Raw genomic sequence first — 23,543 nt, 5'->3', positions numbered from 1 at the left:
GCCGCCGTCTGTCTGCGCAGACCCGCGGCCGTATGCCATCAGCCGGTGAAGACGCGGCCCTCGTACTTGTAATCGCCATCATAGCGGCCGGGAACGGGCAGGTAGACGCGCTCGACCGTCATGCCGATCTCTGAACTGTAGTAGCCAGAAACCACCAGTTGACGCGAAGCGTAGAAAAACTCGGTGGAGGCGCCCGGCACCTTGCCGTTCATCACCTCGGTGATGATCTCGTCCTGAAGGGCCGGCTTCAGCTTGGCGAAGCTCTTCTTGCGGCTGGTTTTGGCGTGGGCCTCGACCGCGTCGATGCCCTTGATGAAGTCCGCGCGTTCGTTGCCGGTGAACCAGTCGCCCAGCATCATCTCGATATAGGCAGGAACGCCGGCAGCAATTGCCCCAGGCGTGTCGGTAGTGGGGACGATGCGTTCGCTGTAGGCGGCAACAAAGGCGCGCTGGGCCGGGGTAAAAATGCTCTTGGTGGGCTTAAAGCCCAGTTCCGAGGCGGCGGGATCGGCTGCGCGCGCCAGGGCGGGAATCAGCGTCATGCCGAACGCGCCGGCAATCGCGCCCAACGCCATACGGCGATTCATACTGAGATGGTCCATGTTTCTCTCCTGTCTTTTGCCCTCTGGCGGGACATAAGACGGCGCCATGTAGACACGGAAATTTCGATCCGACAATGCAAAATTTTGTCACGAAAAAGGGACCCGCAGAAACTTTCTGGCCCCTTGATGTGCAAAGATTGTAATCCTTTACAAGCCGATCTCGTGTAAAGGTTTACAGTCTCGGTGTTATTGTACCGTTTTCGTTCTCGCTGTCGTTGACGTCGTTGGCAAGATCGTCGATGAAACCCTATCGGCGGTCGGCGGCGAGCCCGAGGGGTTTTTCTGAAAATTCAAGTGTAGCGGCTCTTGCAGGCGCACCTCAGCATGCACTCTCCCCGTGAAGAACGGGGAGAGTGCATTCTATAGCGTCACGCCTCCGCCGCCTCAGCTTCTTCGGCCATGGCCTCTGGCTCGTCCGACACCAGCTTGACCGCCGCGCGCAGGCGCTCACGACAGACAGATCGGCCCAGGACTTCCATCGCCTGGAACACCGGCAGAGACCGGGTCGTGCCGGTGATGGCGACGAACAGGATCGGCGCGGCATCCTTGGTCTTTAAGCCCACGTCCTTGGCTATGGCGGCCACCGCGTTGAAAATTGACTCACCGGTAAACTCCGGCAGGCTGTCGATCAGGCCGAAGGATCGGCTCAAAACCTCACGCATCTGTTCGCGCGTCGCCTTCAACCCGTCAAACGCCTCCGCCGTCAGGTCGATATGGCCGACGAACATGAAGGCGATAAGCGGCGCCAGGTCGGAGAGCTTTTCCACCCGCGTGCGCGCCAGTTCCAGAATCTTGTCGGCGCGGCCTTCGCGCGCCGCCCAGGTCAGGACTTCGTCGCGGAACTGTTCCGGCGTCTTGCGTTCGCGAATCCAGCGCGAATTCATCCAGTCGAGCTTCTTGACGTCGAACACGGCGCCGGCCTTCGACACCTGGGCGATATCGAAACGCTGGATGAACTCTTCGCGCGTCATCAGCTCGTCCTCGCCTTCTTCGAAACGGACGAAATAGTGACCCAGGAAGTTGGCCAGGGCTTCGGGCAGGTAGCCCTGGGCTTCGAACCACGACATCGAGGTCGGGTTGCGGCGCTTCGACAGCTTGGAGCGGTCGAGCTGACGCATCAGCGGCAGGTGCAGGAACTGCGGCGGCGTAAAGCCGAAATGACGGTACAGCAGGATGTGCTTGGGCGTCGACGACATCCATTCTTCGCCGCGGATGACGTGGCTGATCTGCATTTCGTGGTCGTCGACGACATTGGCCAGGTGGTAGGTCGGCATGCCGTCGGACTTCATCAGCACCTGCATGTCGACATTGGACCATGGCATGGAGATAGGGCCGTAGACGCCGTCGACGAAATCGCAGGTGCCGTCGGTTGGGACGGTCATGCGCAGCACATGGGGCTCGGTCTCGCCGCGTTTGGCGGCGGCGTCTGGAGCGATCGCCAGACACAGGCCGTCATATTTCGGCGCTTCGCCCTTCATGCGCTGGGTCTTGCGCATCAGGTCGAGACGTTCGGACGAGCAAAAGCAGCGGAAGGCGTGACCGGATTTCAGCAGCTTGTCGGCATAGCGGTGATAGATCTCTTTGCGCTCGCTCTGGCGATATGGCGCATAGGGGCCGCCCTTGTCGGGGCCTTCTTCCCAATGCAGGCCCATCCAGGTGAAGGCCTCCATGATCTTGCGTTCGGAATCGGGCGTGGAGCGGCTCTGGTCGGTGTCCTCGATGCGCAGGATGAAGGTGCCGTTGTGGCGGCGCGCAAAGGCTTCGTTAAGAAGCGCGGTATACATAGTTCCGATGTGGGGCTCGCCGGTCGGGGACGGAGCGATGCGGACGCGAACCGGAGAGGACATTGTGCAGTCTTTCGTTTTCAGCCGTAAATGAGCCGCTCCTTTAGGCGGTAACGGCGCAGACGGCAAGATCGCTGTAGAAAGCCCTCTGTTCTTCACGGGAGAGGTTAGGCGCGGGGCGGCGAGCCTGAGGGGCATGCGAACCCGTCCAGTGCTCTATCGTCTTCGGAAGGCCCCTCACCCGATCGCCTTCGTTTCACTCGGCTCTCGTCCTCTCCCCGCGCGCGGGGAGAGGTAACATACTACATACCCAAATGCCTAATCAGATCCTTGATCTTGATCGACGCAAAGTGGATGCTCGAATCCGCCACGCCGTATGGCAGGAACACCCAGTCTCCGCAGCGCATGGCGCCGCAGGTGTAGATGACGTTCGGCACGTAGCCCTCGCGATTGTCTTCAGATGGCGACAGCAGTGGCACTTTGGACCGGCCCAGAACCTTGCGCGGATCGTCCTTGTCCAGCAGCATCGCCCCCAGCGAATAGCGCCGCACCGCGCCGACGCCATGGGTCAGCACCAGCCAGCCCTCGTCGAGCTCGATCGGCGAGCCGCAATTGCCCATCTGGATCAGTTCCCATGGCTCGACCGGACCCACGAGGAAGTCGCCGTTGTTCCACGTCAGACGATCTTCGGTTTCAAGATAGAAAATGCTTTCATGATCCAGCCTGCCGATCGCGGCGTAACGGCCGTTGATGCGGCGCGGGAACAGGGCCAGACCCTTGTGCTGCGAGGCCGCACCACGGAAGGGAGTCAGCTTGAATGAGCGGAAATCGCTCGTCTCGAAACACTCGCACGCCGTTTCGCGGCCATTATAGGCGGTGTAAGTGCCCATAAAGGTCGTTGCGCCGTTGTCATCGGTGAACTTGACCATGCGCAGGTCCTCGAGACCGTTACTCTGGTTGCGAGTCACCGGGAACAATACCGTTTCCGACACGGGGCAGCCCTGGTGTCCGTGAACGGTCACTGCACCGTCCAGAGGCGAATTGCCGTTCGGCTTGGCGGCCACAGCGATCTGGGCGTCGGGTTTCAGCTTGACCGTGCCGTCGGGATGGAAGGTGCCTTCGCGAAAGGAAATGGTCGAGATATGGCCTTCGCCAACCGTCCGCGTTGACATGATGAAGTTAGTGGCCCCGACGGGCGCGCCGGTTTGGTCCGGATGCGGCACGACGGACGGGTTCATAACGGCAGCGGCCTGATAACTGTACTCGTGGCAGAAATAGGCGCCGATCAGCGCCTGGTGGTCTTCATCCAGCGCGTCCATCCCGCCCTGCATGGTCTGGATCTGGCGAAAGCGCTCCAGGAAGATGCCGCGCGTCTGCCAGTGGCGGCCGGTGAAATCGCGATTGACCACCTCAAGCTCGGCCTTGACGACCTGTGTCGGCATTTCGATGATGGCGGCGCAGATGCGGGCCACCCGCGACATTGCGCCCATGGCACTGTTATGTGCGCTGATTGAGATGGAAAAAGGCAGGATGACGACCCGCTCGGGGTTGGCATGAAGCGTCGTCGGGCTGATGATCATCTCGGTCAAGGTGCGTTCCCCATGAGTCGTGCGAACGAATCCGTCCATTTGCGCTTCCTGTAGTCTGTTCCGAAAGTTAAGGCACCCTCTGTCCCTGCAGGGACAGAGGGTGATCATGGTGTTGCTATGCTGTGAGCTTCCTGTTCACAGCCCGGCTTTCAACGCGGTCCAGCTCAACGGGTACGCCAGGATAGATTCCGCGCCCTGGTTTCGATTGAAACCGTTTGGGTTCAGGCCGTCGTAACAACCGCCGTCGGGCGTGACCATCGTCAGGCTGTGCACGTTCTCGCCATGGAACCAGGCATGGCTGCGCAGGGCCTCGTTGCGCCAATGCACATCGGTGGTCACCTTCCACGCCGTGAGACAGGCTTCGACGGTCGCGACCACCTCGATGGGTTGCTGATCGAACAGGTTGCGACCCGAAACGTCTCCGCTGAAGGGGCTGTCGTCTTTGAAGTGCGAGGTCGGCACTGGCACCAGACAACCGCTGGCCTTGTCGGTCTGGCGTTGCATCAGCCAGCGCAGCGAATCTATGCCGTTATTGAGCATGCCATTATCGGCAAGGAACTGGCCAGCCAGAATCAGGCCTTCGCTGAGGCGGGCATTGTCATAGGCGAGATAGGGCTCGAACCACTTGTGATTTGGGCGGGCATGGTGACGGTAGGCTCCGTGCAGCGACTGGCCCAGTTTCCGCACCAGGGCCTGGACCTCCTGGGCGTCACCGACGACGCCGAACCCGCGTATCAGGCTGCGCACCAGGATGGCACGCGCGCGCAGCGACGGCCATTGCATGGCCTTCGACACAACTTCGTTGGCCAGGTCGACGGCCCAGGTACGCAGGTCTTCCGGCAGATTCGAGCGGGCGACATCGACCAGGCTTTCGAAGGACCGTGCGCAGCAGTCATCGGACCCGCCGTCATCCAGCCACTGGCGACCGAACGACATGAAGTTACGGAACCGTGCGTCATGGTTCCACGCGTGGTTCATAAAGGCGCAATAGGTGTAGGCCAGTTCAAGCTGGCGCGGCGTTAGGGCTGTCAACGTCGACAAACGCGCTGCCAGCGACAGGGCGCGGCAGTTGTCGTCGGCGCAGTAACCGTGTTCTCGGTCAGGCATGCGGTACTTCCCATGCTGGAAGATGCCACAATCGTCGCTCATGCGTTCGATAGCGCCCCAAACCGGCGGTTCGCCGATGACGTGGGACTGGCCTTCCGGTTCGCGGGCGCGGCGTTCGAGATCGGCTTCAGCGCGCGTGACATAGGCATTGGCGACTTCTGACCAGCGTGAAGACAGGCCGGCGTGATAGGCGCGCTGCGACATAGTCGTTCGTGCCTTGTCCGAAGCCAGGAGGTTTGAAATAGCCAGGGTGAAGGCGTAAACGTCCTTGAATGGACATAGAGAGCCGACACCGCCAGCCAGCACTTCCTGAGCGTGCCAATAGGGTGTTGAGACAATCGGCCGCCCGAGAGCCAGGGCAAAGGACAGAGTGCCGGATGTTATCTGGGCCTCGGTTAGGTACGGCGTGACATAGACGTCTGTGGCCTGAAGAATATTGACCAGTTCGGCTTCGCCGACGAAGCTGTTGATGAATTGGACGTGGCGTTCGACGCCCAGGTCCCGCGCCATCTGTTTCAGGCTGTCACGGTACGCTTCACCCTCATTGCGGATCAGATGAGGGTGGGTGGCGCCGATGACCAGATAGACGACATTGGGACAGCTGCGCGCAATGTCGGGCAAGGCCTGGATAACCGTTTCGATACCCTTATTCGGCGACAGCAGGCCGAAGGTGGTTAGTGTCTTCTTGCCGGCAAGGCCAAGGTCGGCCTTGAAATCGGCGGTATCGCGCAGCGGCCGCGACGGAGCGCCGTGGGGGACGACGGCGATCCGCGCCTCCGGCACATTGTAAACGCGCATCAGTATTTCCTTGCCCTTGCGCGCCATTGTCACGAGCGTGTCCGACAGGCGTATCAGGGCATCCATGACCAGTCGCTGCTCGGCATTGGGCCTTTCCAGCACGGTGTGTAAGGTCGTGACGATCGGCATGTTCAGTCGTTCCAGCATCGCCAGCAGAAAGCGGCCGGACGGACCGCCATAAATGCCGAACTCGTGCTGGACGAACACCACGTCGGTGCCGTTGCCGTTCAACGCGTCGGCCAGCTTGCGATAGGCCTCAATCTCGTTCTGTGGCAGTTGATGGGTGACCTCTGCAGGGTAATCGTAGTGCGCGCCCGGGTCATTCATCGCTATGACGCTCCATTCCGCCTTGGGCAGGGCGCCGGAGAGACAGGTAAACATGTCGCGCGTGAAGGTGGCCAGGCCACATTGCCGCGGCGGAAAGTTACCGATTATGGCGGGACGGTTAAGCCGAACGATGCGGTCGTGACCATCCTTGAGCAGAGGCCCGCCCTTGAGTAGCGGGATATCGATTACGCTGTAGTCTTCGTCTTCGATCCGCTTGGCGGCCTGGAAACTGTTCGACTGCAACATAACTAACCTCGCCTTGTGTAAAACGCACGTCCTCGCAGTGCGAAATAAGTCGCTTAAACTTGCTCACACCTGTATTTGGACTAATCACGAACTTGTGCTAAGGAGCTGAAAACCTTGCACATTGCCAGCCATACTGCCTGCTGCCCCATAAAAAAGCAGTAGGGAAGAGCGAAATCACGGTAAATGGCCAATCATGCTGCATAGCACACAAGCGTCGGCGACTTTCATTTATTCGACGGCGGTCACGACTTCGTGCGCGGAAAAAATATTGAAAAACCAGATATTTAGCGCGGCCGGAAAAAGCAGTTAGCGGTAAGTCGGCCGGCGTGGACGTTGGCCTCCAGCCTGGCGCCATCAAACAGGGCGCAGTGAAGAACGTTACTGCGGTAAACAATCAGCCGATTGAAACGAATCTCGACGGAATCGGTCATATCGAAGTTGGGCGTATCCGGCCCGGTAAAGCCGGAAAGCTTGTCGCCGACGCGGTCCAGTTCGTCTTGGACCGTGATAAGATAGGTTTCGCGCCGCTGCTGCGTCACCGACTCGAAACCTGTGGTGCGGTGGCGAAAAAACGCCGTTCCGCCGCCCTGGCCGCGGCAGAGGTAATGCACCATGGCGAGGTGGTCGGGCCTGAGCTGATCATAGTGCGGAATCTTCTGCCACGGACCGAAATCCTCCAGCCGGTGGGTGGCCAGGGCAAAGAAGCCGTTGGCCACCAGTGGTGTGTCGCTGGTGATCGCAAACGCCCGCTCGAAACTGGGCCGCAGTACCGGGAGCAGGGTTTCGAGATAGCTTCGCGGAAGGGGTGCATTCAGGCCTGGATAGTAGGTGCCGGTCGGTGGCGAAAACGGCGCTTCTGCCGCGATGGCCACCAGGGCGTCCGGCTCCAGCAGAACATCGTCGATAACGAGCAACGGGTGGCCTTCGCGGCCGACCCGTCGCAGGCTCACCTCGGCCAGGGGATTGACCTGCAACGGCTCGCTCAAGCGGCCACCTCTTCCCAGGCACCGGACTGCTCCGAACGGAACAGGGCGTCGATGATACGCATATTGGCGCTGGCATCGTCCATACCGTAGGGCAGGGGGGCTTCGCCGCGCACCGCCCGGCAGAAGGCCTCGGCCATCAGCTGATACTGATCCGCTGGCGGCAGGGTGTGCGTCACCGCTGTGCCGCCGTCCAGCGTGGCGCCATTGTCGATGACGATGTTCTGCTCGCGGTCGGGCGGCTGGTTGAACGGGATGGGCAGGCTCAACCGCGCCTTGGTGCCGAAGACATTGATGCACTGGCTGCGTCCCGCCTGGGTCGAGACGGTGAAGGTCAACTGGCGGCCATGACCGAAGTCGAGCAGGGCCGAGGCGATGACATCCGTGCCAAAGGTTTCATGACGCTTGATCAGGGCCATGACCCGCTCCGGCTCGGTCTCGAAGAAGAAACGGCCGGCGACGATCGGGTAGCAGCCGATATCGAGCAGCCCGCCGCCGCCCCATTCGACCTTGTTGCGGATATTGCCGGGATCGAGATTGTCGTAGCTGAAATAGGACTGGATCATCTGCGGCTGGCCGATGGCGCCGGCGCGGATCAGCCGCCGGGCCTCGATCCACTGCAGCGAATGCCGCACCATAAAAGCTTCCTGGATATAAATGTCTTTGATACTTCTAAGGGCTTCGATCTCCGCTGCGTTCAGCGCCATCGGCTTTTCGCACAGCACATGTTTGCCGGCGCGGGCCGCCTCCAGAGTCATCGGCACGTGGAGATGGTTGGGCAAGGGATTGTAGATGACTTCGATTTCGGGGTCGGCCAGCAAATCCTCATACGAGCCATAGGCCTCTTCCAGGCCAAGCTTTGCCACGGCTTGCTGCGCCGCTACCAGGCTGCGCGAACCGATGCCCTTGACGCGGATCAGGTCGCTTTTCAGCAGCGCCGGAATGACTTTGTTCATGCCGATCCTGGCCGTCGACAAAACACCCCATACAACGCGTTTCATGCCAGCCTCTCGATCAGTGCCATGGCGGTCTGCGGGTTGACCACCTTGTGGCCGCCGATGACGTAAAAGAAGACGTCGTGGTCCTTCGCGGCCCGCGGTCCGCCAAAAGTGGCGAGATCATGGGGCACCTGGCCTTCGGCCAGGGTGCGGGCGCGGTAAGCCCACTCGTCCAGCGCCTGGGGCGTGTAGCCCAGCGGCTCGCTCTCCTGGCTGCCCATCAGGCGGACATAGGCGAAGTCGGCGGTCAGGTCGGCAATCACCGGGAAGTCCGGATCGTCGACGCCGGTAATGATGGCGACACCGTAACGGCGGCACAGGTCGACGAATTCGGCGCAGCAAAAGCTGTTATGGCGGACCTCGACGGCGTGGCGCAGCTTAACCTCGTCGACCTCGGGCGGCAGAAGTTTGAGGAAGTTCTCGAAATCGACCGGATCGAACGTCTTGGTGGCCATGAACTGCCAGTTGAGGGGACCGAGTTTCGGCCCCAGTTCGCTGATGCCGCTGTTCAGGAAACGGTCGACCGACTCGGCCGACTGGCTCAGATCCTTGCGATTGGTGCAGTAGCGCGAACCCTTGAGCGAAAAGATAAAATCGTCGGGTGTTTCTTCGCGCCACTTGCGGAAGGTCTCAGGTTTTTGCGAACTGTAATAGGTGCCATTGACTTCGATCGAGGTCAGTTTCGCCGCGGCGTATTCGAGCTCACGCTTCTGGCTAAGACCATCCGGATAGAAGGGCCCGCGCCAAGGTTCATAGGTCCAGCCGCCGATGCCCACATAGATCTTTCCTGCCATGGCACCCTCCTGTCGCCTGAATGCAAATCCGTCCGGCTGGCCTGCAAAAGGGCTGTTTTCTGCGCTTCCGGTGCTCACGTACTTAAGTACGCTCCGCTCCGGTTCTCGAAACCAGCCCTTTTCGGCTCAGCCTGACAGGTTTTTAAAACAGGCTCTACCGCCCGATAAGGGTGGCGTCAAAATATAAGTTGTTCACTTAATGTTCCAACTATATGGTGTGAGTCAAGTCTCCTGAGTCAGACGATGGACAGTGCCGATACACCGCCCCAGAGAAAGATTATCCATGTTGACATGGATGCCTTTTTCGCGTCGGTGGAACAGCGCGATTTCCCGGAACTGCGCGGCAAACCCGTCGCCGTCGGCGGCGGTGGCCTGCGCGGTGTCGTGGCAGCAGCCTCCTACGAAGCACGCAAACACGGCGTCTATTCCGCCATGCCCTCGGTCACGGCGAAACGCAAATGCCCCGACCTGATCTTCGTCAAGCACCGCTTCGAGGTCTACCGCGAGGTGTCGCACCAGATCCGCGACATCTTCTTCGACTACACGTCCCTGGTCGAACCTCTGTCGCTGGACGAGGCCTATCTCGACGTGACGGAAAACCTGAAAGGCATGGCCTCAGCGACCCAAATCGCGGAGGAAATCCGCGCCCGCATCCGTGAGGTAACCCAACTGACGGCCTCGGCGGGCGTGTCCTACAACAAGTTCCTGGCCAAGATCGCCTCAGATCAGAAGAAGCCCGACGGCCTGTTCGTCATCAAACCGTCCCAGGGACCAGACTTTGTGGCGACCCTGCCGGTCAAAAAGTTCTATGGTGTCGGCCCGGCGACGGCGGCGAAGATGAACCGGCTGGGGCTCTATACCGGTCTGGACATCCGTAACCAGTCCCTGGCCTTCCTCCAGAAGCACTTCGGTATTTCCGGCAGCTACTATTACAACGTCTCGCGCGGCATCTGCCACCGCCAGGTCAAGCCTGACCGCGAGCGCAAATCGGTCGGCGGTGAGAACACCTTCTTCGAAGACGTTTCGACCCTGGACGGCGCTTGGGAGCAGTTGCAGCCGATCCTCGACAAGGTCTGGCGCCATATCGAGGCCAACCAGATCAAGGGAAGGACCGTGACCTTGAAGGTCAAATACAGCGACTTCACCACCATAACCCGTTCGCGCACGCTCGCTGCGCCCTTGGCCGACAAGACCGCGATGACGCGGATAGGCCGCGACCTGCTGGAAGGTGTGTTTCCGGTGGTGAAGAGCATTCGCTTGTTGGGGATCAGCCTGTCGTCATTGAGCGAGGACGAGGAAGATGAACCGCAGGACATGAGGCAGTTGAGCCTGCTGTTGTAGGGCCGGCGGTTTGACACCACCGGCCCCTGCAACTCACGCTTTTTCGTTCCACAGCAACCTGTAGATCAGCGCGCCGATGGTGGCGCCGACCAGCGGAGCGACCCAGAACAACCAGAGTTGGGACAGGGCTGCCGTTTCGGCGAACAAGGCGACGCCGGTCGAGCGCGCCGGATTAACCGACGTGTTGGTGACCGGAATGGAAATCAGATGGATCAGGGTCAGCGCCAGGCCAATGGCGATCGGCGCAAAACCGGCCGGCACGCGTCCGGACGTCGCGCCCAGAATGATGATCAGGAAAAAGGCCGTCAGCAGCACTTCGATGATCAGAGCCGCCGTCATCGAAAACCCGCCGGGTGACAGGGCGTCATAGCCGTTGCTGGCAAATCCGCCGACGGTAGCGTCGGCCTTGCCGGTCGCTACCAGATACAGGGCGCCGCCAGCCAGAATCGCCCCGGTGACCTGCGCGATCCAGTAGCCCGGCAGGGACGCCCAACTGAACTTACCCGCCACCGCCAGACCCAGTGAAACCGCCGGATTGAAATGCCCACCGCTGATGCCGCCGACCGCATAGGCCATGGTCAGCACCGTTAAACCGAAAGCGATGGAAACACCGGTCAGACCTATCCCGACCTCTGGAAACGCGGCCGCAAGAACCGCACTGCCGCAACCACCAAACACCAGCCAAAACGTACCAAAAACTTCCGCCGAAAGCTTCTTGAACATGACATTTCCCCTGTTGGAATCGTTTCGCGCACCGTGCGCCAGGAGAGTGTGCGCTTTTTTACGCAAATTGGCTATGGCGTCAGGATCGTCGCGCTGGTCGTCCGGCGGTTGCGTCGACCCGCAGCGCCTTGACCATGCGGGTTCTCCTGTGAACCCTTAAGGTAGGCGTCGCAGGCGCTCAAACAAGAGGTCGTAGAAACCCACCGCCTCGGCATCGTGGATGAAGTTGGCATTGGGCCAGCGATCGGTGGCGCGATACCAGTCGACCACGGTCATGCCGAGCGTTAGCTGACTTTGGGTTTCGACAGAGACATTGACGGCGCGGCCCGTGAACAATTCCGGCTTCAGCAGGTAGGCGATGGTGCACGGATCGTGCAGCGGCGCACCATCCCAGCCGAACTTCTTGATATCGAATGCTTCCGACGCCTTCAGCATGATAGCCGCCTGCGGTCCGGTTCGGTTGGCCATGTCGCGCAGAACCTGCAACCGGTCCTGGGTCGACTGCACCTTGTGTGTGGCGTCGAGCGGCAGCAGGGTCAGGTTGGCACCACTGTTTAACACGATATCGACGGCTTCCGGATCGACATAGGCGTTGAACTCGGCGGTCGGTGTAACATTGCCCAGTTCGCGCCAGGCGCCCAGCATCATGACCATTTCCCGAATTTTAGAAATGATGTCCGGCGCTTGCTGGAAGGCCTTGGCGATATCGGTCAGGGGGCCAAGAGTCACCAGGGTCACGTCGGTGACGTTTCGCAAGGTATCGATGATAAAGTCGACGCCGTGTTGGGTTTCGACCGGATGGGTTGGTTCCGGTAAATCGGGACCATCGAGGCCGGTAGCACCATGGACGTGCTCGGCGGTGACCAGGGTCTGGCGCAGCGGCCGGTCGGAACCGGCATAGATTTTGATGTCGGTCCGGCCGCTCAGTTCGACGATCTTGCGGGCGTTATTGAGTGTGTGGTGCAGCGGCACATTCCCGGCCACCGCGACGATGCCCAGGATGTCGAGCTCGTCCGGTGAGGCCAGGGCCAGAAGCAGGGCCAGGGCATCGTCCTGGCCCGGATCGGTATCGATGATGATTTTACGCATGGGGTGGGAGAGATCTCCGTAAAGCCCCTCTCCCCGTTCTTCACGGGGAGAGGTTAGGGTGAGGGGCCAGCACAATTTCCGGTGCGCCATCGTCTTCGGAAGGCCTCTCAGCCTCGCAGGCCCGCGCCGATCGCCTTCACTTCGTTCCGCTCTCGTCCTCTTCCCGCCGGCAGGAAAAGGGAAAATACGGCTTATACCAAGCCTCATAAAGAATGACGCTTGGTATTCGTTTTTTTCAGCTCAAGCGCCGCATGGCTCCTCGCAAAAGCTCGGGCGCGCAGTCGCGCTTGCCAACCCACGATGAGTCAAGATTTTCGCGGGTTGGTATTACTCGGCCGCCACCTTCAGATGCTGGCGGGTTTTCATCAGCGGCTGGATCTTGGTGCCGAAGTCATCCATCCCCTTCACAAAATCATCAAACGTCAACAGCACGCCGCCGGTGCCCGGCACCTCGGCCATTTCGTCCAGCATGGCGGCGACCTTGGCGTAGGAACCCACAAGCGTACCCATATTGATGTTCACCGCCGACACGGTGTCAGACAACTGCACCGTATTGGTCGTCTTGTTGACGGCATTGGGCGCCGATTGCGCCTTCAGCCACTTGACCGCGTCCTCGTCAACGCCATCGCGATAGGACTGCCATTTGGCCTCGGCAGCCGCATCGGTCTCATCGGCAATGACCATCATCAGCACGAAGGTCGAGACCTCGCGGCCGGTCTTGTCGGTCGCCGCCTTCAGCCGGACATTGTTCTTCTCGAACGCCTTCGGCGTATTGACCCCAACCCCTAAGCAAAACGCATAGTCGGCATACTGCGCCGAAAAGGCCAGGCCTTCGTCGGATGAGCCGGCACAGATGATCTTGGGCGATGACGCCGGCCGCGGACTGACTCGGCAGTCGGTCATCTCGAAGTACTGGCCCTTGAAGTCCGACACCCCGGTGTCGAACAGGTCGCGCAAAATCTGGGCGTATTCGCTCAGCATATCGTAGCGCTTGAGATAGTGCTGCTCGCCTGGCCACAGCCCCATCTGGTCGTATTCCGCCTTCTGCCAGCCGGTGACCAGATTGATGCCGAACCGCCCCGGCGCGATGGAATCGATGGTTGAGGCCATCCGCGCCACGATCGCCGGAGGCAGAGTCAGGGTCGCCGAGGTGGCGAAGATCTTGATCTTCGACGTCACCGCGGCCAGCCCGGCCATCAGGGTAAAGCTCTCGAGATTGTGCTCCCAGAACTCGGTCTTGCCGCCGAACCCGCGCAGCTTGATCATGCTGAGCGCAAAGTCGAGGCCATAGCCTTCAGCCTTCTGGACGATGGTCTTGTTGAGCTCGAACGATGGCATGTACTGCGGCGCGTTCTCGGAGATAAGCCAGCCATTGTTGCCGATGGGGATGAAGACGCCAATTTCCATTACTCTTGTCCTTCCAGGCTTTCGACCGCGGTGAGAAACTGTGTCAGGTATCCGTTAAACTCTTCCGGCACGGTGACGTTGCAGGCATGGCCGCCCCACGGCAGGCCGACGAACTGCGCATCGGTCAAACCTTCCGACAGAGTCACCGAGCAGCGCACCGGCACGAGCATGTCATCCAGCGCCCCGATCACCAGAACGGGCGCTTCGATATCGCCTAGTCTTTTCGAAATATCGAACTCTGCCAGGGCGCCGATACGGGCGCGCAGGGTCGCTTCGCTCTGGAAACCCGGCGCATGATGCGCGGCCTGGGCGTCCAGGTCGTCGAGGTGTTCGGCGATCCACTCCGCCGGAAACAGGAATAATGGCTGGGCGCGTAAGTAAGCTTCCGGCCCGCCGGCCTCATAGATGCCCAGGCGGATATCGAAACAGCGCTTGAAATAGCGGTCGGCCTTGGCCCAACCATTGACGGCCGTGACCGACTTGACCTTGTCGGGCCGGTCCAACGCCAGTTGCAACGCCGCCACCGCGCCGGCGGCATGGCCGACGATGTGGGCGGCGTCCAGGTCCAGCCCGGTGATGATGCGATAGAGGTCGTCGGCCAGGTCGGAAGCGCTGTAATCATCACCGATATCGCGCGCACTCTCCCCCGTGCCGCGGTGGTCGTAGAGAATGACCTGATAGTCGCTCAGTGCGCCCAGTTGCGGCCGCCAGTAGCTGCCCAAACCGCCCAGGCCGGGTGACATGATAATGGGTGGGCCTGAGCCGTAAACCGTTACGGCCAGCCCGTTGATGAACTGAAAATCGCCTTCTGAAACAGGGGTCAACTCAGCGACCGACATGCGCGACGGAAGCGATTTCGACCACAAGGCCAGGCTTGACCAGGCCACACTGGATGCAGAAGCGCGCCGGCTTTTCACCCGGGAAATATTCGGCGTAGACCGCGTTCATGGCGGCGTAATGCGCCCAGTCGGTCAGGAATATGTGGTTGAAGGTGACGTCGTCCAGCGTGCCGCCCCCGGCCTCGACCACCTTCTTGATGGTCTCCAGAATATGGCGGGTCTGGGCCGACGCGTCGTCCGGGGCATGGATCGAGCCGTCCGGGTTGATCGCGAGGGTGCCGGAGACATAGACGATGCCGTCGGCCTTGGTTCCGGAGGAGTAGGGGGCCAGCGGCTTGGGGAAACCAGGTGGGTTGATCGCGGTCTTGGGCATATGAACCTCTCAGGTAATGGCGTTGATGAAATCGTCGACCGTGGCGACCCAGCCGAAGAAGGTCTCGATGTTATAGACCGTGGCCTGCTGGATGAAAGCCGGCCCCAACTGGTGCGTGGCGTCTTCCAGCATGATGCCGAAATATTCGAGATGGAAACCGTCGCGCAGGGTGCTTTCGACGCAGACATTGGTGGCGATGCCGACAAAGATGAGATTTCGGATGCCGCGCGAGCGCAGAATGCTGTCGAGCTGCGAATTGAAGAAGGCGGAATAGCGCGTCTTGGCGACCTTGATGTCGCCGGGCTGGGGTTGCAGGTCGTCGATGATATCGTAATCCCAACCACCACGCGCCAGCAGCTTGCCCTGGAGCTTGGGGTTGCGTCGCATGGTCTTCAGCGCATTCGACTTGTGCCAGTTGGGCGACATCGGCGTGCCGGCCTCGACATAGTCGGGGTCCCAGCCGTTTTGCAGATAGACCACCTGGATGCTGGCTTCCCGGGCGGCGGAAAGGGTGCGTTTGATATTGGCGATGGTCGACCGGGCGCCGGAAATATCGAAACCGGCCAGATCGACATAGCCGCCTGGCGAGGCGTAGGCGTTTTGCATGTCGATCACGATCACGGCGGTCTCAAGCGCCTTGAGCGAGAGCGCTTCCGGCCGAGCGGGCAGGTCAAACGGGGGTGTGTCAGCGCTCATGAAACCCTTGCTCCTCATCGGATGCAGGCTTGTGAATTGATAAGCTAATCAGAGAATTTCGGCCGTGGCAAGCGCGTTTTTCGGCAGTCCAATAAATGCGTTTGGAACCGCGAATGAACGCGAATAATCGCAAATTAGGGAAAAGCCGAAGGCCTGCAGGTTCTGAGTCCATCGCACAAGCTTAGGCATGACCATAGATATTCGCGTCTATTCGCGTTCATTCGCGGTTCCAAATCTTTGGATAACTGCCGCTACGCGGCCGGTTCCAAGCTCACAAGGCCAACCCGCGCACGATGATCTCCGATATCGACTCCTCCGCCGCTTCGAAATGCACCTTTGTCAGTTTCGGCACGTCCATGATCACCCGGATCTGCGCCCCGAAGTCGGCATAGTGCTGGGTCGCGCTCCAGATCAAAAACACGAGATGGTATGGATCGACGCTGCGAATCTTTCCCGCCGCCACCCATCCGTCGATCGCCTCGGCAAACAGACGGACTTTATCGCGAACCCGCGTTTTTAGCATCACCTTCAGCACCGGAGCGCCTTGCAGAACCTCATTGGCAAATACCCGTGACGATTCCGGAAACTGCCGTGACAGCTCCATCTTGCGACCGATGTAGCGCCGCAGCTCTTCCTGGGGCTCCCCCGCTGGATCGAGATCGCCGATCAGGTCCAGCCAAAGGCTCAGCGTCTGGTCCAGTACGGCGGCATAAAGGTCCGCCTTTGTTTTGAAATAGTTGTGAAGGTTGGGTTGCGACATGTCGGCACGCGCCGCGACCTTGTCGATAGTGGCGCCGTGGTAACCATAGGTCGCAAAGACATGCTGGGCTGCGTCCAGGATCTTGGCCGTATTGCGCTGTTTCAGCCGTGACTGTAGCGGTTTCCCCATGGCCACCCACCCTAAGCCTTCTGCGTAAAAATTTGAAGGCGCAATCAGAAAAAGCTGGCAAACTTCTGTTTTCATGCAAATTTGCGCGAAACAGGGAAAACCGCCATGTCGCATATCGTCGTTGCCGGCAGTATCAATGTCGATGTCTTTCTCGACGTTACAGCCCTGCCCAAAGCCAATGAGACTATCATCGGCAAGGCCATGCGCCAGGCTATCGGCGGCAAGGGCCTGAACCAGGCCGTCGCCTGCGCAAAGCTGGGCCCACCCGCCCACATGGTCGCTGCGGTTGGTGATGACGCCCTGGCCCCCCAGGCGACGGCTTTTCTGGCGCAAAACGGCGTACTGACCGACTATGTCAAGGGCATGCCCGGTGCCACGACCGGTCTGGCCAATATCCTGGTCGCTGAAGACGGCCAGAACATGATCGTCGTTACGCCTGGCGCCAACGGCCTCTTGTCACCCGGCGATATCGATGCCGCCAGTAGCCTCATCGCCTCTGCCTCCGCCCTGGTGGTACAGCTCGAAGTCCCCTTGGCCACTGTTCGCCGCGCCCTGGACGTTGCCCGCCAACACGGCGTCCTGACCGTGCTTAATCCGGCGCCGGTAGATCCGGCGGCGATGGAATTGATGCGCCTGGCGGACCTCGTCACGCCCAACGAAACTGAACTGATGCGTCTGACCGGCATTTCCGACGTATCCGATGCCTCCCTGATCACCGGCTTGAATGCGTTGATAGCCGCCGGTGCTAAACAGGCCCTGGTCACTTTGGGCTCGGAAGGCTGCGCCGCCCTCATGGATGGCGCCTTGGTCCGGTTGCCAGCTTACAAGGTCAAGGCGGTCGATGCCACCGGCGCAGGCGATATCTTCAACGGCGCCCTGGTCACCCGTCTGGTCGCCGGGGACGGCCTGCTGGAGGCCATGCGCTATGGCTGCGCCGCCTCCGCCCTGTCGGTGACCAAACCATCGGCCAATGCCTGTCCGACGCCGGCCGAAGTGGCCGAACTGATGGCGCAGCAACCACAGATTGCCCTCTGAGCACGCAAGTCTTTTCGCTTTGCCTGACATCTGCGAACCGGCGCCTAAGCCCAATTCGTTCAGGCACGATCAGCGCCCCGGCTTCCGTCATGCAGTGCAAAAGCTTACAGCCTTGCCTGGCTTGGGCCATTGTTATTGTCCACGCCTGGCGCCATCCCTTGCCGGCGCGCCTGGCGGTGCGTTTCGTGGCGCAGAGCGCGGCGAAGAAAGAGCGCAAATAGAGTTTAGCTTTTCGCCGGGCCATCCGCTGTTTAGTTATCCCCCGGCCTTGCCGGCAGGCAAAGCGGTAGAGACTAAGTGAAGGCTTGCTCCGTTGTGCATCACCGCATAGACAGGGTTACCGCAAAAACGATAACCGGAAGCGCGCATGAAAGCCCTGTTCGTCCACCGCAATATGCCGGGGCAATTCAAGCACATTTCTCGCTATCTGGCCGAGCGCGGCCATCAGGTTGCCTTTATCACGAGACGCGACGATCGCGAACTGAAAGGGGTGGTGCGACTGACCTATCCGGCTCCGCGTGAGGTGAAAAAGGACACCCACCCCTACTTGCGCAGCGTCGAAGACGCCGTCCTGCACGGCCAGGCCGTCGTGCGGGTGTGCCAGCAACTGGCTTCCAAACAGTTCATCCCCGACCTGATGGTCGGGCACCCCGGTTGGGGCGAGACTCTTTTCCTGAAAGACATCTATCCGACGTCCCCTCTGATCTCTTACAGCGAGTACTTTTTCGAGCCCGACGGGCCGATGACCACCTTCGATCCGGCCAGGCCGCAGACCCTGAACGGCGCCTGTCATCTGCGCGTGTCGAACTCCCACCTTCAGATTGCCCAATCGATCGCCGACCTGGGCTGGAGCGCCATGGACTGGCAGAAGTCGACCTATCCGGCCTGGGCACGGGATCGCATTCGGACCATCTTTGATGGCATCGATACCGAACATGTCAAACAGAAACCGGATGCCAGCATCACCTTGGATAACGGCCGTGTGCTTACGAAGGCCGATGAGGTCATCACCTATGTCGCGCGCAATCTGGAGCCGGTGCGCGGCTTTCCGACCTTCATGCGCGCCCTGCCGGCGATTCTGAAGGGCCGGCCCAAGGCCACGGTCCTGGTGATGGGCGGCGATGAGGTCTCCTACGGCGTCGGCGGTTCCAAAACCAAGTGGCGTGAGAAGATGCTGGAGGAGGTCGAACTGCCGGAAGGTCGGGTCCACTTTCTGGGCCAGCGGACCTATGGTGAATATCTGTCGGTCTTGAGCGTCTCGTCGTTACACCTGTATCTGACCTATCCATTCGTGCTGTCGTGGTCGCTGATGGAGGCCCTGTCGATGGGCTGTTTCATCGTGGCGTCGAACACGGCCCCCGTGCTCGAGGTGATGCGCGACAAGGAAAACGGCCTGTTCACCGACTTCTTCGACCCCGCTAAGGTGGCGGACGACGTCCTGGCGGCGATGGAGTATCCCGACAAGCAGCGGCTACGCGACAATGCCCGGGCGACGATCGTCGATAGCTATAGCCTGCCCCTCTGCCTGGAAAAGCAGTTGGGCCTGTTCCGGGAGGCGACTGGCATAGACTGGTAGTTCTACCCGCTGGCAGACAAGGCCTTGAACCGCCGGCTCATCGCCTTGCGGCGGTCATGGCAGGCCTGTTTGGCGTTTTCGACCGCAAGTACCTCGGTTGCATTCAGCAGGTGATCGATCACCCGGTCCATATGGTCATGCATCGCCTGACGCGCCTGTACCGATGAACGCGCCTTCAGTGCATTCATAATGCCGGTATGCTCGTCGATGCGCTGCTTCATGCCGAGATCCGCCGCCCGCGCCAGGATGGCCTTGGCCAGGGGCGAGCGATAACGCCAGTCCCACAGATTCTCGACGCAGGCGACCATGGCGCCGTTGCCGGTAATGTTGGCGATGCTGATGTGGAACTCGCGGTCGGCGGCCTCGGCCTTGGCTGGATCGGGATCGTCCATAGACAGCACCAGCTTTTCCAGTTCGGCGATCTGGTCGTCATGGACCAGGGTCGCCGCCATGGCCGCGACCTCGCCTTCGAACAGCCGCCGTGCCTCGATCAACTCAAAAGCGCCGATTTCGGAATCGCTGATCGGCGCGGCCTTGCCCTTGTTTTCGGTGACCAGAATGCCAAGGCCGTGTTTGGCTTCGATCATGCCGAGGATTTCCAGGGCGATCAAGGCTTCACGCAGGGTCGGGCGCGAGACGCCGAACTGAACAGCCAGGTCACGCTCGGTCGGAAGCCGGTCACCGGGCTTGTAGCGTCCCGAGTCGATGTCTGCGGCTATGGAATCGGCGATTTGGCGGTAGAGCTTTTTGGATACTGACATTGGCAATGCATATGGACGTGAGGTTTCATATACTGCGCAATTTCAGACGACAAGTTTAATGCAGGAACTGCCTGCCGATGAATCGTCTGCGTGACGGGAGGATGTTCAACTGGTAGAGCTGATTAGATTTTGAACCACGAATGGACACCGATAAACATGGATTTCAGGGCAATCTGATCCCGCGAAGCGGCTTGATCTAAACAGGGCTTGAAACCGCGAATGAACGCTAGAGCGCAATCCGATAAAGTGTGACGCGCTTTTCGGATAAATTGCGCGACAAAACAAAAACTTAGAGCGAGATGGTGATTCTACCTAAAGCCATCTCGCTTTAATGAACGCGAATAAATCCGTGTTTATCGGTGTCCATCGGTGGTTCCACGACTTGAATAGAACGGCAGCTTGGCAGCGTCAGAACCGGTCGGAACATTCGCGCTTATTCGTGTTCATTCGCGGTTCTAAACAGCAAAACCGGATGCACCGGGAGGAATATGCCAATGCTTCGTCCACTGCTGATCGCCTTCTGCCTGCTGCTCTGCGCCACGACCGCCGCCCACGCCGACCCTATGAGAGGCGAGGACGGCTATGACCTCTGGCTGCGCTACAAACCGGTCGAGGCCGCAAAGACCTCCGACTACAAAACCCTAGCCACCGTCATTGTCACTGCCAATAGCCCGACATTCGATGCGGCAGCCAGAGAACTTCAGCGCGGCTTGGGCGGCATGCTGGGCTCAACACCTCTGACCAGCAAAACCATCACAGACGGTGCCATTGTGCTCGTCACGCCCGCCGACAATCGCGGTTTTGCTATCCCGGCCGACCTCGATCGCGAAGGCTTCGTCATCAAATCGACGATCCTTGACGGCCATCCGGTCACGATCATCGCCGGCGGCAGTGACATCGGCGTGCTGTACGGCGCCTTTCGCTACCTGAAACTCATCCAGACGGGCCAGCCGACCGCCGGCCTCGACATCCGCGAAGCCCCGAAACTGGACCTGCGCGTTCTCGACCACTGGGACAATCTCGACGGCCATGTCGAGCGCGGTTATGCGGGTGACTCGATCTGGGACTGGTGGCGGCTGCCCGACCTGGTCGATCCGCGCTACACCGACTATGCCCGCGCCAATGCCTCTATCGGCATCAACGGCGCCGTGCTCAACAACGTCAACGCCAAGGCCGACTCCCTGACCGAGCCCTATCTGAAGAAGGCCGCGGCCATCGCCGCTGTTCTGCGGCCCTACGGCATGAAGGTCTATCTGTCGGCGCGGTTCTCCGCCCCGATGGAACTGGGCGGGCTGAAAACCGCCGATCCGGAAGACCCGGCTGTCGCCGCCTGGTGGCAGATGAAAGCCAATGAGATCTACACCGTCATCCCCGACTTCGGTGGCTTTCTCGTCAAGGCCAATTCCGAAGGCCAGCCTGGTCCTGGCGATTACAAACGCAGCCATGCCCAGGGTGCCAACATGCTGGCCAAGGCTTTGAAACCGCACGGCGGCATCGTCATGTGGCGCGCCTTCGTCTATTCCGAACACGACGCCACCGACCGCGCCAAACAGGCCTACCTCGAATTCCAGCCGAGCGACGGCCAGTTTGCCGACAATGTCCTGATCCAGATCAAGAACGGCGCCATCGACTTCCAGCCGCGCGAACCCTTCCATCCACTGTTCGGCGCCATGCCAAAAACCCAGCAGATGATGGAGTTCCAGATAACCAAGGAATATCTCGGTTTCGCCACTCATCTCGCCTATCTGGCGCCGATGTGGGAGGAAGCCCTGCAGGCCGACACCTTCGCCCAGGGGCAAGGGCTCGACCGTGGCGAAGGTCATCGATGGGACGCTGGACGGCCATAAACTCACCGGTATGGCCGGTGTGGCCAACATCGGCGACGACCGTAACTGGTCGGGCTCGGACTTCGACCAGGCCAACTGGTACGCCTTTGGTCGTTTCGCCTGGAATCCGGACGCAAAAAGCGCTGACATCGCCAGGGACTGGGCGCGCCTGACCTGGAGCAACGACCCCGCGGTCGTCGAACCGGTTGTGAACATGATGATGGGTTCGCGCGAAGCTGTCGTTCACTACATGACACCGCTCGGCCTGGCGCACCTCATGGACACCGGCCACCACTACGGTCCGGGACCGTGGGTGTCGGAACTGGGCCGGCCCGAATGGAACCCGGCCTATTACCACAGGGCCGATCTCAACGGCATCGGCTTCGACCGCACCAAGACCGGCTCCAACGCCCTGGCGCAATATCACCCTGCCGCCGCCAAGCCCTGGATCGACCCGAAAAAGACCGACGAGCGCTTCCTGCTGTGGTTCCACCATGTGCCGTGGGACTTCAAGATGAAGTCGGGTCGGCCGCTGTGGGATGAACTGGTTGTCACCTACAGCCAGGGCGTCGACGAGGTGTCGGGCATGCGTCGGATCTGGGTCGGGCTGGCAGGCAAAATCGATGCGGCGCGCTTCGATGCCGTAGCCGCCAACCTGAAAACTCAGGAGCGCGAGGCCCAGTGGTGGCGCGACGCCTGCCTGACCTATTTCCAGTCGGTGTCAAAACGGCCTCTGCCGGCGGGCTATACCCTGCCGGGTATCACCGTGGAAGACTACCGCAAGCGCGTTTTCCCGTACGCGCCGGGGCAGGGGTAAAGCACGCAGACCGTTTTTTACCACCTGCTGACGCACAATTCAGGCTATGGTGAACAATGAAGTTGCGGGGCTTTGTCATGTTCGTCCGGTTTGAGTTTCTGCCACCCAGTCCCCACCTGGTTCACCTCATCCGTCAACATCAGATTATCCGACTGAGTTTTGCGACATCGGAATCCGTCCCGCTGAAGCCCTATTGGCCTCGCCCGTCGCCGGCCCTGGCCTTTTACAGCCGTGATCCGGAATGGATCCGGCCCCTTTACGCGACCGAGTCAAGACGAAAGCCGCGCGCCGTTTTGATCGGCCAGCCCACCCGGACGACCCTGCGTGAGGGCGGGCGAGATTTCAGCGTCTACCAGATCGAGTTTCAGCCCGGCGCGCTGCACGCACTTACGGGTCTGAATCTCGGCGAACTAACCGATGGCGACATCGACGCTGAAGCCGTCTTTCCGCCGGACTTTGCTGGCCTGATCCGTGAGGTCGAAGATACAGAAGACTCCGGCCGCAGGATTCGCGCCGCCGAAACCTGGCTTCAGCGACACCATCAACGCAGGCAGCGTCCGATGGCAGCCGCCGATGCCATAGCGCTCCGCCTGTTGCAACATCCATCGATGGAGATCGATCGGCTGGCCCGTCGCCACGGCATCAGCGCAAGGCAATTGCGCCGCGTCTTTGATGAGCGGATTGGCGTATCGCCCAAGCTGTTCGCTCGTATTACCCGTTTCGATAAACTGGTCCGCTTCAGCAATCGCTATCCGACGTATGACTGGCTCAGCCTGGCCGTTGAGGCCGGCTATTATGACTATCACCATCTCCGGCGAGATTTCCGCGAATTCTGTGAGATGGCGCCCAACGATTTTCGCACGGTTGAAGCCGCTTCGCCCGAGCGACGGTTCGGTTTCCGCGAAGATTAGAGCGCAATCCGATAAGGTGGACGCCCCTTTTC

The 23,543-nt window shown here is 60.4% G+C and carries 19 protein-coding genes and 1 pseudogene; 5 read left to right on the top strand and 15 right to left on the bottom strand.

Annotated elements, in window-relative coordinates:
* Window positions 1-38 precede the first annotated feature (38 nt).
* The 7 genes from ABAC402_RS21995 to ABAC402_RS21965 all read right to left on the bottom strand — a co-directional run bounded on the left by ABAC402_RS21995 (window position 39) and on the right by ABAC402_RS21965 (window position 9,228).
* A complete protein-coding gene (locus ABAC402_RS21995; protein WP_023447775.1) occupies window positions 39-602 on the bottom strand; it encodes a gluconate 2-dehydrogenase subunit 3 family protein in 564 nt (187 codons plus the stop codon).
* 368 nt (window positions 603-970) lie between these two features.
* The gene (gltX, locus tag ABAC402_RS21990) at window positions 971-2,449 is read right to left on the bottom strand and encodes a glutamate--tRNA ligase (protein ID WP_031235020.1); all 1,479 of its coding nucleotides are present in this window, start codon (window positions 2,447-2,449) and stop codon (window positions 971-973) included.
* A gap of 239 nt (window positions 2,450-2,688) precedes the next feature.
* Window positions 2,689-4,014 carry a glycoside hydrolase family 130 protein gene (locus ABAC402_RS21985; RefSeq protein ID WP_023447773.1) on the bottom strand — a complete coding sequence of 442 codons (1,326 nt, stop codon included), beginning with the start codon at window positions 4,012-4,014 and terminating at the stop codon, window positions 2,689-2,691.
* Window positions 4,015-4,110: 96 nt separating this feature from the next.
* On the bottom strand, window positions 4,111-6,453 hold the full coding sequence (locus ABAC402_RS21980) for a glycosyltransferase family 4 protein (protein ID WP_023447772.1): 2,343 nt from the start codon (window positions 6,451-6,453) through the stop codon (window positions 4,111-4,113).
* Window positions 6,454-6,737: 284 nt separating this feature from the next.
* On the bottom strand, window positions 6,738-7,439 hold the full coding sequence (locus ABAC402_RS21975; RefSeq protein ID WP_023447771.1) for a DUF6445 family protein: 702 nt from the start codon (window positions 7,437-7,439) through the stop codon (window positions 6,738-6,740).
* Entirely contained in the window at window positions 7,436-8,437 is a 1,002-nt protein-coding gene (locus ABAC402_RS21970; protein WP_023447770.1) for a Gfo/Idh/MocA family protein, read from the bottom strand. The genes ABAC402_RS21975 and ABAC402_RS21970 overlap by 4 nt, the downstream gene beginning before the upstream one ends.
* On the bottom strand, window positions 8,434-9,228 hold the full coding sequence (locus ABAC402_RS21965) for a DUF72 domain-containing protein (protein WP_023447769.1): 795 nt from the start codon (window positions 9,226-9,228) through the stop codon (window positions 8,434-8,436). The genes ABAC402_RS21970 and ABAC402_RS21965 overlap by 4 nt, the downstream gene beginning before the upstream one ends.
* A gap of 243 nt (window positions 9,229-9,471) precedes the next feature.
* Between ABAC402_RS21965 and dinB the strand changes: the two genes are divergently transcribed.
* Window positions 9,472-10,569, top strand: a complete 1,098-nt coding sequence (gene dinB / locus ABAC402_RS21960; protein WP_023447768.1) for a DNA polymerase IV — start codon at window positions 9,472-9,474, stop codon at window positions 10,567-10,569.
* Between the two features lie 33 nt (window positions 10,570-10,602).
* Here dinB and aqpZ read toward each other — a convergent pair whose 3' ends face one another.
* From aqpZ to ABAC402_RS21925, 7 genes are all read right to left on the bottom strand, one after another.
* Window positions 10,603-11,292: an aquaporin Z gene (gene aqpZ, locus ABAC402_RS21955; RefSeq protein WP_023447767.1), complete on the bottom strand. Its 690-nt coding sequence runs from the start codon at window positions 11,290-11,292 to the stop codon at window positions 10,603-10,605.
* A 156-nt stretch (window positions 11,293-11,448) separates the two neighbouring features.
* Window positions 11,449-12,381, bottom strand: a complete 933-nt coding sequence (locus ABAC402_RS21950; RefSeq protein ID WP_023447766.1) for a nucleoside hydrolase — start codon at window positions 12,379-12,381, stop codon at window positions 11,449-11,451.
* Window positions 12,382-12,708: 327 nt separating this feature from the next.
* The gene (gene rutA, locus ABAC402_RS21945; RefSeq protein WP_023447765.1) at window positions 12,709-13,788 is read right to left on the bottom strand and encodes a pyrimidine utilization protein A; all 1,080 of its coding nucleotides are present in this window, start codon (window positions 13,786-13,788) and stop codon (window positions 12,709-12,711) included.
* On the bottom strand, window positions 13,788-14,612 hold the full coding sequence (gene rutD, locus ABAC402_RS21940) for a pyrimidine utilization protein D (RefSeq protein ID WP_200862115.1): 825 nt from the start codon (window positions 14,610-14,612) through the stop codon (window positions 13,788-13,790). Before rutD ends, rutA begins: the two co-directional genes overlap by 1 nt.
* Window position 14,613: 1 nt before the next feature.
* Window positions 14,614-15,000, bottom strand: a complete 387-nt coding sequence (rutC, locus tag ABAC402_RS21935) for a pyrimidine utilization protein C (protein WP_023447763.1) — start codon at window positions 14,998-15,000, stop codon at window positions 14,614-14,616.
* A 9-nt stretch (window positions 15,001-15,009) separates the two neighbouring features.
* Window positions 15,010-15,696, bottom strand: a complete 687-nt coding sequence (rutB, locus tag ABAC402_RS21930) for a pyrimidine utilization protein B (protein WP_031235017.1) — start codon at window positions 15,694-15,696, stop codon at window positions 15,010-15,012.
* A 271-nt stretch (window positions 15,697-15,967) separates the two neighbouring features.
* Window positions 15,968-16,585 carry a TetR/AcrR family transcriptional regulator gene (locus ABAC402_RS21925; RefSeq protein ID WP_023447761.1) on the bottom strand — a complete coding sequence of 206 codons (618 nt, stop codon included), beginning with the start codon at window positions 16,583-16,585 and terminating at the stop codon, window positions 15,968-15,970.
* Between the two features lie 105 nt (window positions 16,586-16,690).
* Here ABAC402_RS21925 and ABAC402_RS21920 point away from each other — a divergent pair, with 105 nt between their 5' ends.
* Window positions 16,691-17,620, top strand: a complete 930-nt coding sequence (locus ABAC402_RS21920; RefSeq protein WP_023447760.1) for a ribokinase — start codon at window positions 16,691-16,693, stop codon at window positions 17,618-17,620.
* A 367-nt stretch (window positions 17,621-17,987) separates the two neighbouring features.
* Window positions 17,988-19,196 carry a glycosyltransferase family 4 protein gene (locus ABAC402_RS21915; RefSeq protein WP_023447759.1) on the top strand — a complete coding sequence of 403 codons (1,209 nt, stop codon included), beginning with the start codon at window positions 17,988-17,990 and terminating at the stop codon, window positions 19,194-19,196.
* A gap of 2 nt (window positions 19,197-19,198) precedes the next feature.
* Here ABAC402_RS21915 and ABAC402_RS21910 read toward each other — a convergent pair whose 3' ends face one another.
* Entirely contained in the window at window positions 19,199-19,957 is a 759-nt protein-coding gene (locus ABAC402_RS21910; RefSeq protein ID WP_023447758.1) for a FadR/GntR family transcriptional regulator, read from the bottom strand.
* Window positions 19,958-20,451: 494 nt separating this feature from the next.
* Here ABAC402_RS21910 and ABAC402_RS41200 point away from each other — a divergent pair.
* A pseudogene (locus ABAC402_RS41200) lies at window positions 20,452-22,600 on the top strand (alpha-glucuronidase family glycosyl hydrolase).
* A gap of 77 nt (window positions 22,601-22,677) precedes the next feature.
* Window positions 22,678-23,511 carry a helix-turn-helix domain-containing protein gene (locus ABAC402_RS21900; RefSeq protein WP_031235015.1) on the top strand — a complete coding sequence of 278 codons (834 nt, stop codon included), beginning with the start codon at window positions 22,678-22,680 and terminating at the stop codon, window positions 23,509-23,511.
* Window positions 23,512-23,543: the final 32 nt, after the last annotated feature.

This window comes from Asticcacaulis sp. AC402 (assembly GCF_000495835.1).
Lineage (GTDB): Bacteria > Pseudomonadota > Alphaproteobacteria > Caulobacterales > Caulobacteraceae > Asticcacaulis.
This window is presented reverse-complemented; position numbering and strand designations above follow the sequence as displayed.

Bases quoted from the DNA above. Each gene is read 5' to 3' on its own strand.
- ABAC402_RS21995 (WP_023447775.1), bottom strand. From the start codon at position 602: ATGGACCATCTCAGTATGAATCGCCGTATGGCGTTGGGCGCGATTGCC.
- gltX (WP_031235020.1), bottom strand. From the start codon at position 2,449: ATGTCCTCTCCGGTTCGCGTCCGCATCGCTCCGTCCCCGACCGGCGAG.
- ABAC402_RS21985 (WP_023447773.1), bottom strand. From the start codon at position 4,014: ATGGACGGATTCGTTCGCACGACTCATGGGGAACGCACCTTGACCGAG.
- ABAC402_RS21980 (WP_023447772.1), bottom strand. From the start codon at position 6,453: ATGTTGCAGTCGAACAGTTTCCAGGCCGCCAAGCGGATCGAAGACGAA.
- ABAC402_RS21970 (WP_023447770.1), bottom strand. From the start codon at position 8,437: ATGAAACGCGTTGTATGGGGTGTTTTGTCGACGGCCAGGATCGGCATG.
- ABAC402_RS21965 (WP_023447769.1), bottom strand. From the start codon at position 9,228: ATGGCAGGAAAGATCTATGTGGGCATCGGCGGCTGGACCTATGAACCT.
- dinB (WP_023447768.1), top strand. From the start codon at position 9,472: ATGGACAGTGCCGATACACCGCCCCAGAGAAAGATTATCCATGTTGAC.
- aqpZ (WP_023447767.1), bottom strand. From the start codon at position 11,292: ATGTTCAAGAAGCTTTCGGCGGAAGTTTTTGGTACGTTTTGGCTGGTG.
- ABAC402_RS21950 (WP_023447766.1), bottom strand. From the start codon at position 12,381: ATGCGTAAAATCATCATCGATACCGATCCGGGCCAGGACGATGCCCTG.
- rutA (WP_023447765.1), bottom strand. From the start codon at position 13,788: ATGGAAATTGGCGTCTTCATCCCCATCGGCAACAATGGCTGGCTTATC.
- rutC (WP_023447763.1), bottom strand. From the start codon at position 15,000: ATGCCCAAGACCGCGATCAACCCACCTGGTTTCCCCAAGCCGCTGGCC.
- rutB (WP_031235017.1), bottom strand. From the start codon at position 15,696: ATGAGCGCTGACACACCCCCGTTTGACCTGCCCGCTCGGCCGGAAGCG.
- ABAC402_RS21925 (WP_023447761.1), bottom strand. From the start codon at position 16,585: ATGGGGAAACCGCTACAGTCACGGCTGAAACAGCGCAATACGGCCAAG.
- ABAC402_RS21920 (WP_023447760.1), top strand. From the start codon at position 16,691: ATGTCGCATATCGTCGTTGCCGGCAGTATCAATGTCGATGTCTTTCTC.
- ABAC402_RS21915 (WP_023447759.1), top strand. From the start codon at position 17,988: ATGAAAGCCCTGTTCGTCCACCGCAATATGCCGGGGCAATTCAAGCAC.
- ABAC402_RS21910 (WP_023447758.1), bottom strand. From the start codon at position 19,957: ATGTCAGTATCCAAAAAGCTCTACCGCCAAATCGCCGATTCCATAGCC.
- ABAC402_RS21900 (WP_031235015.1), top strand. From the start codon at position 22,678: ATGTTCGTCCGGTTTGAGTTTCTGCCACCCAGTCCCCACCTGGTTCAC.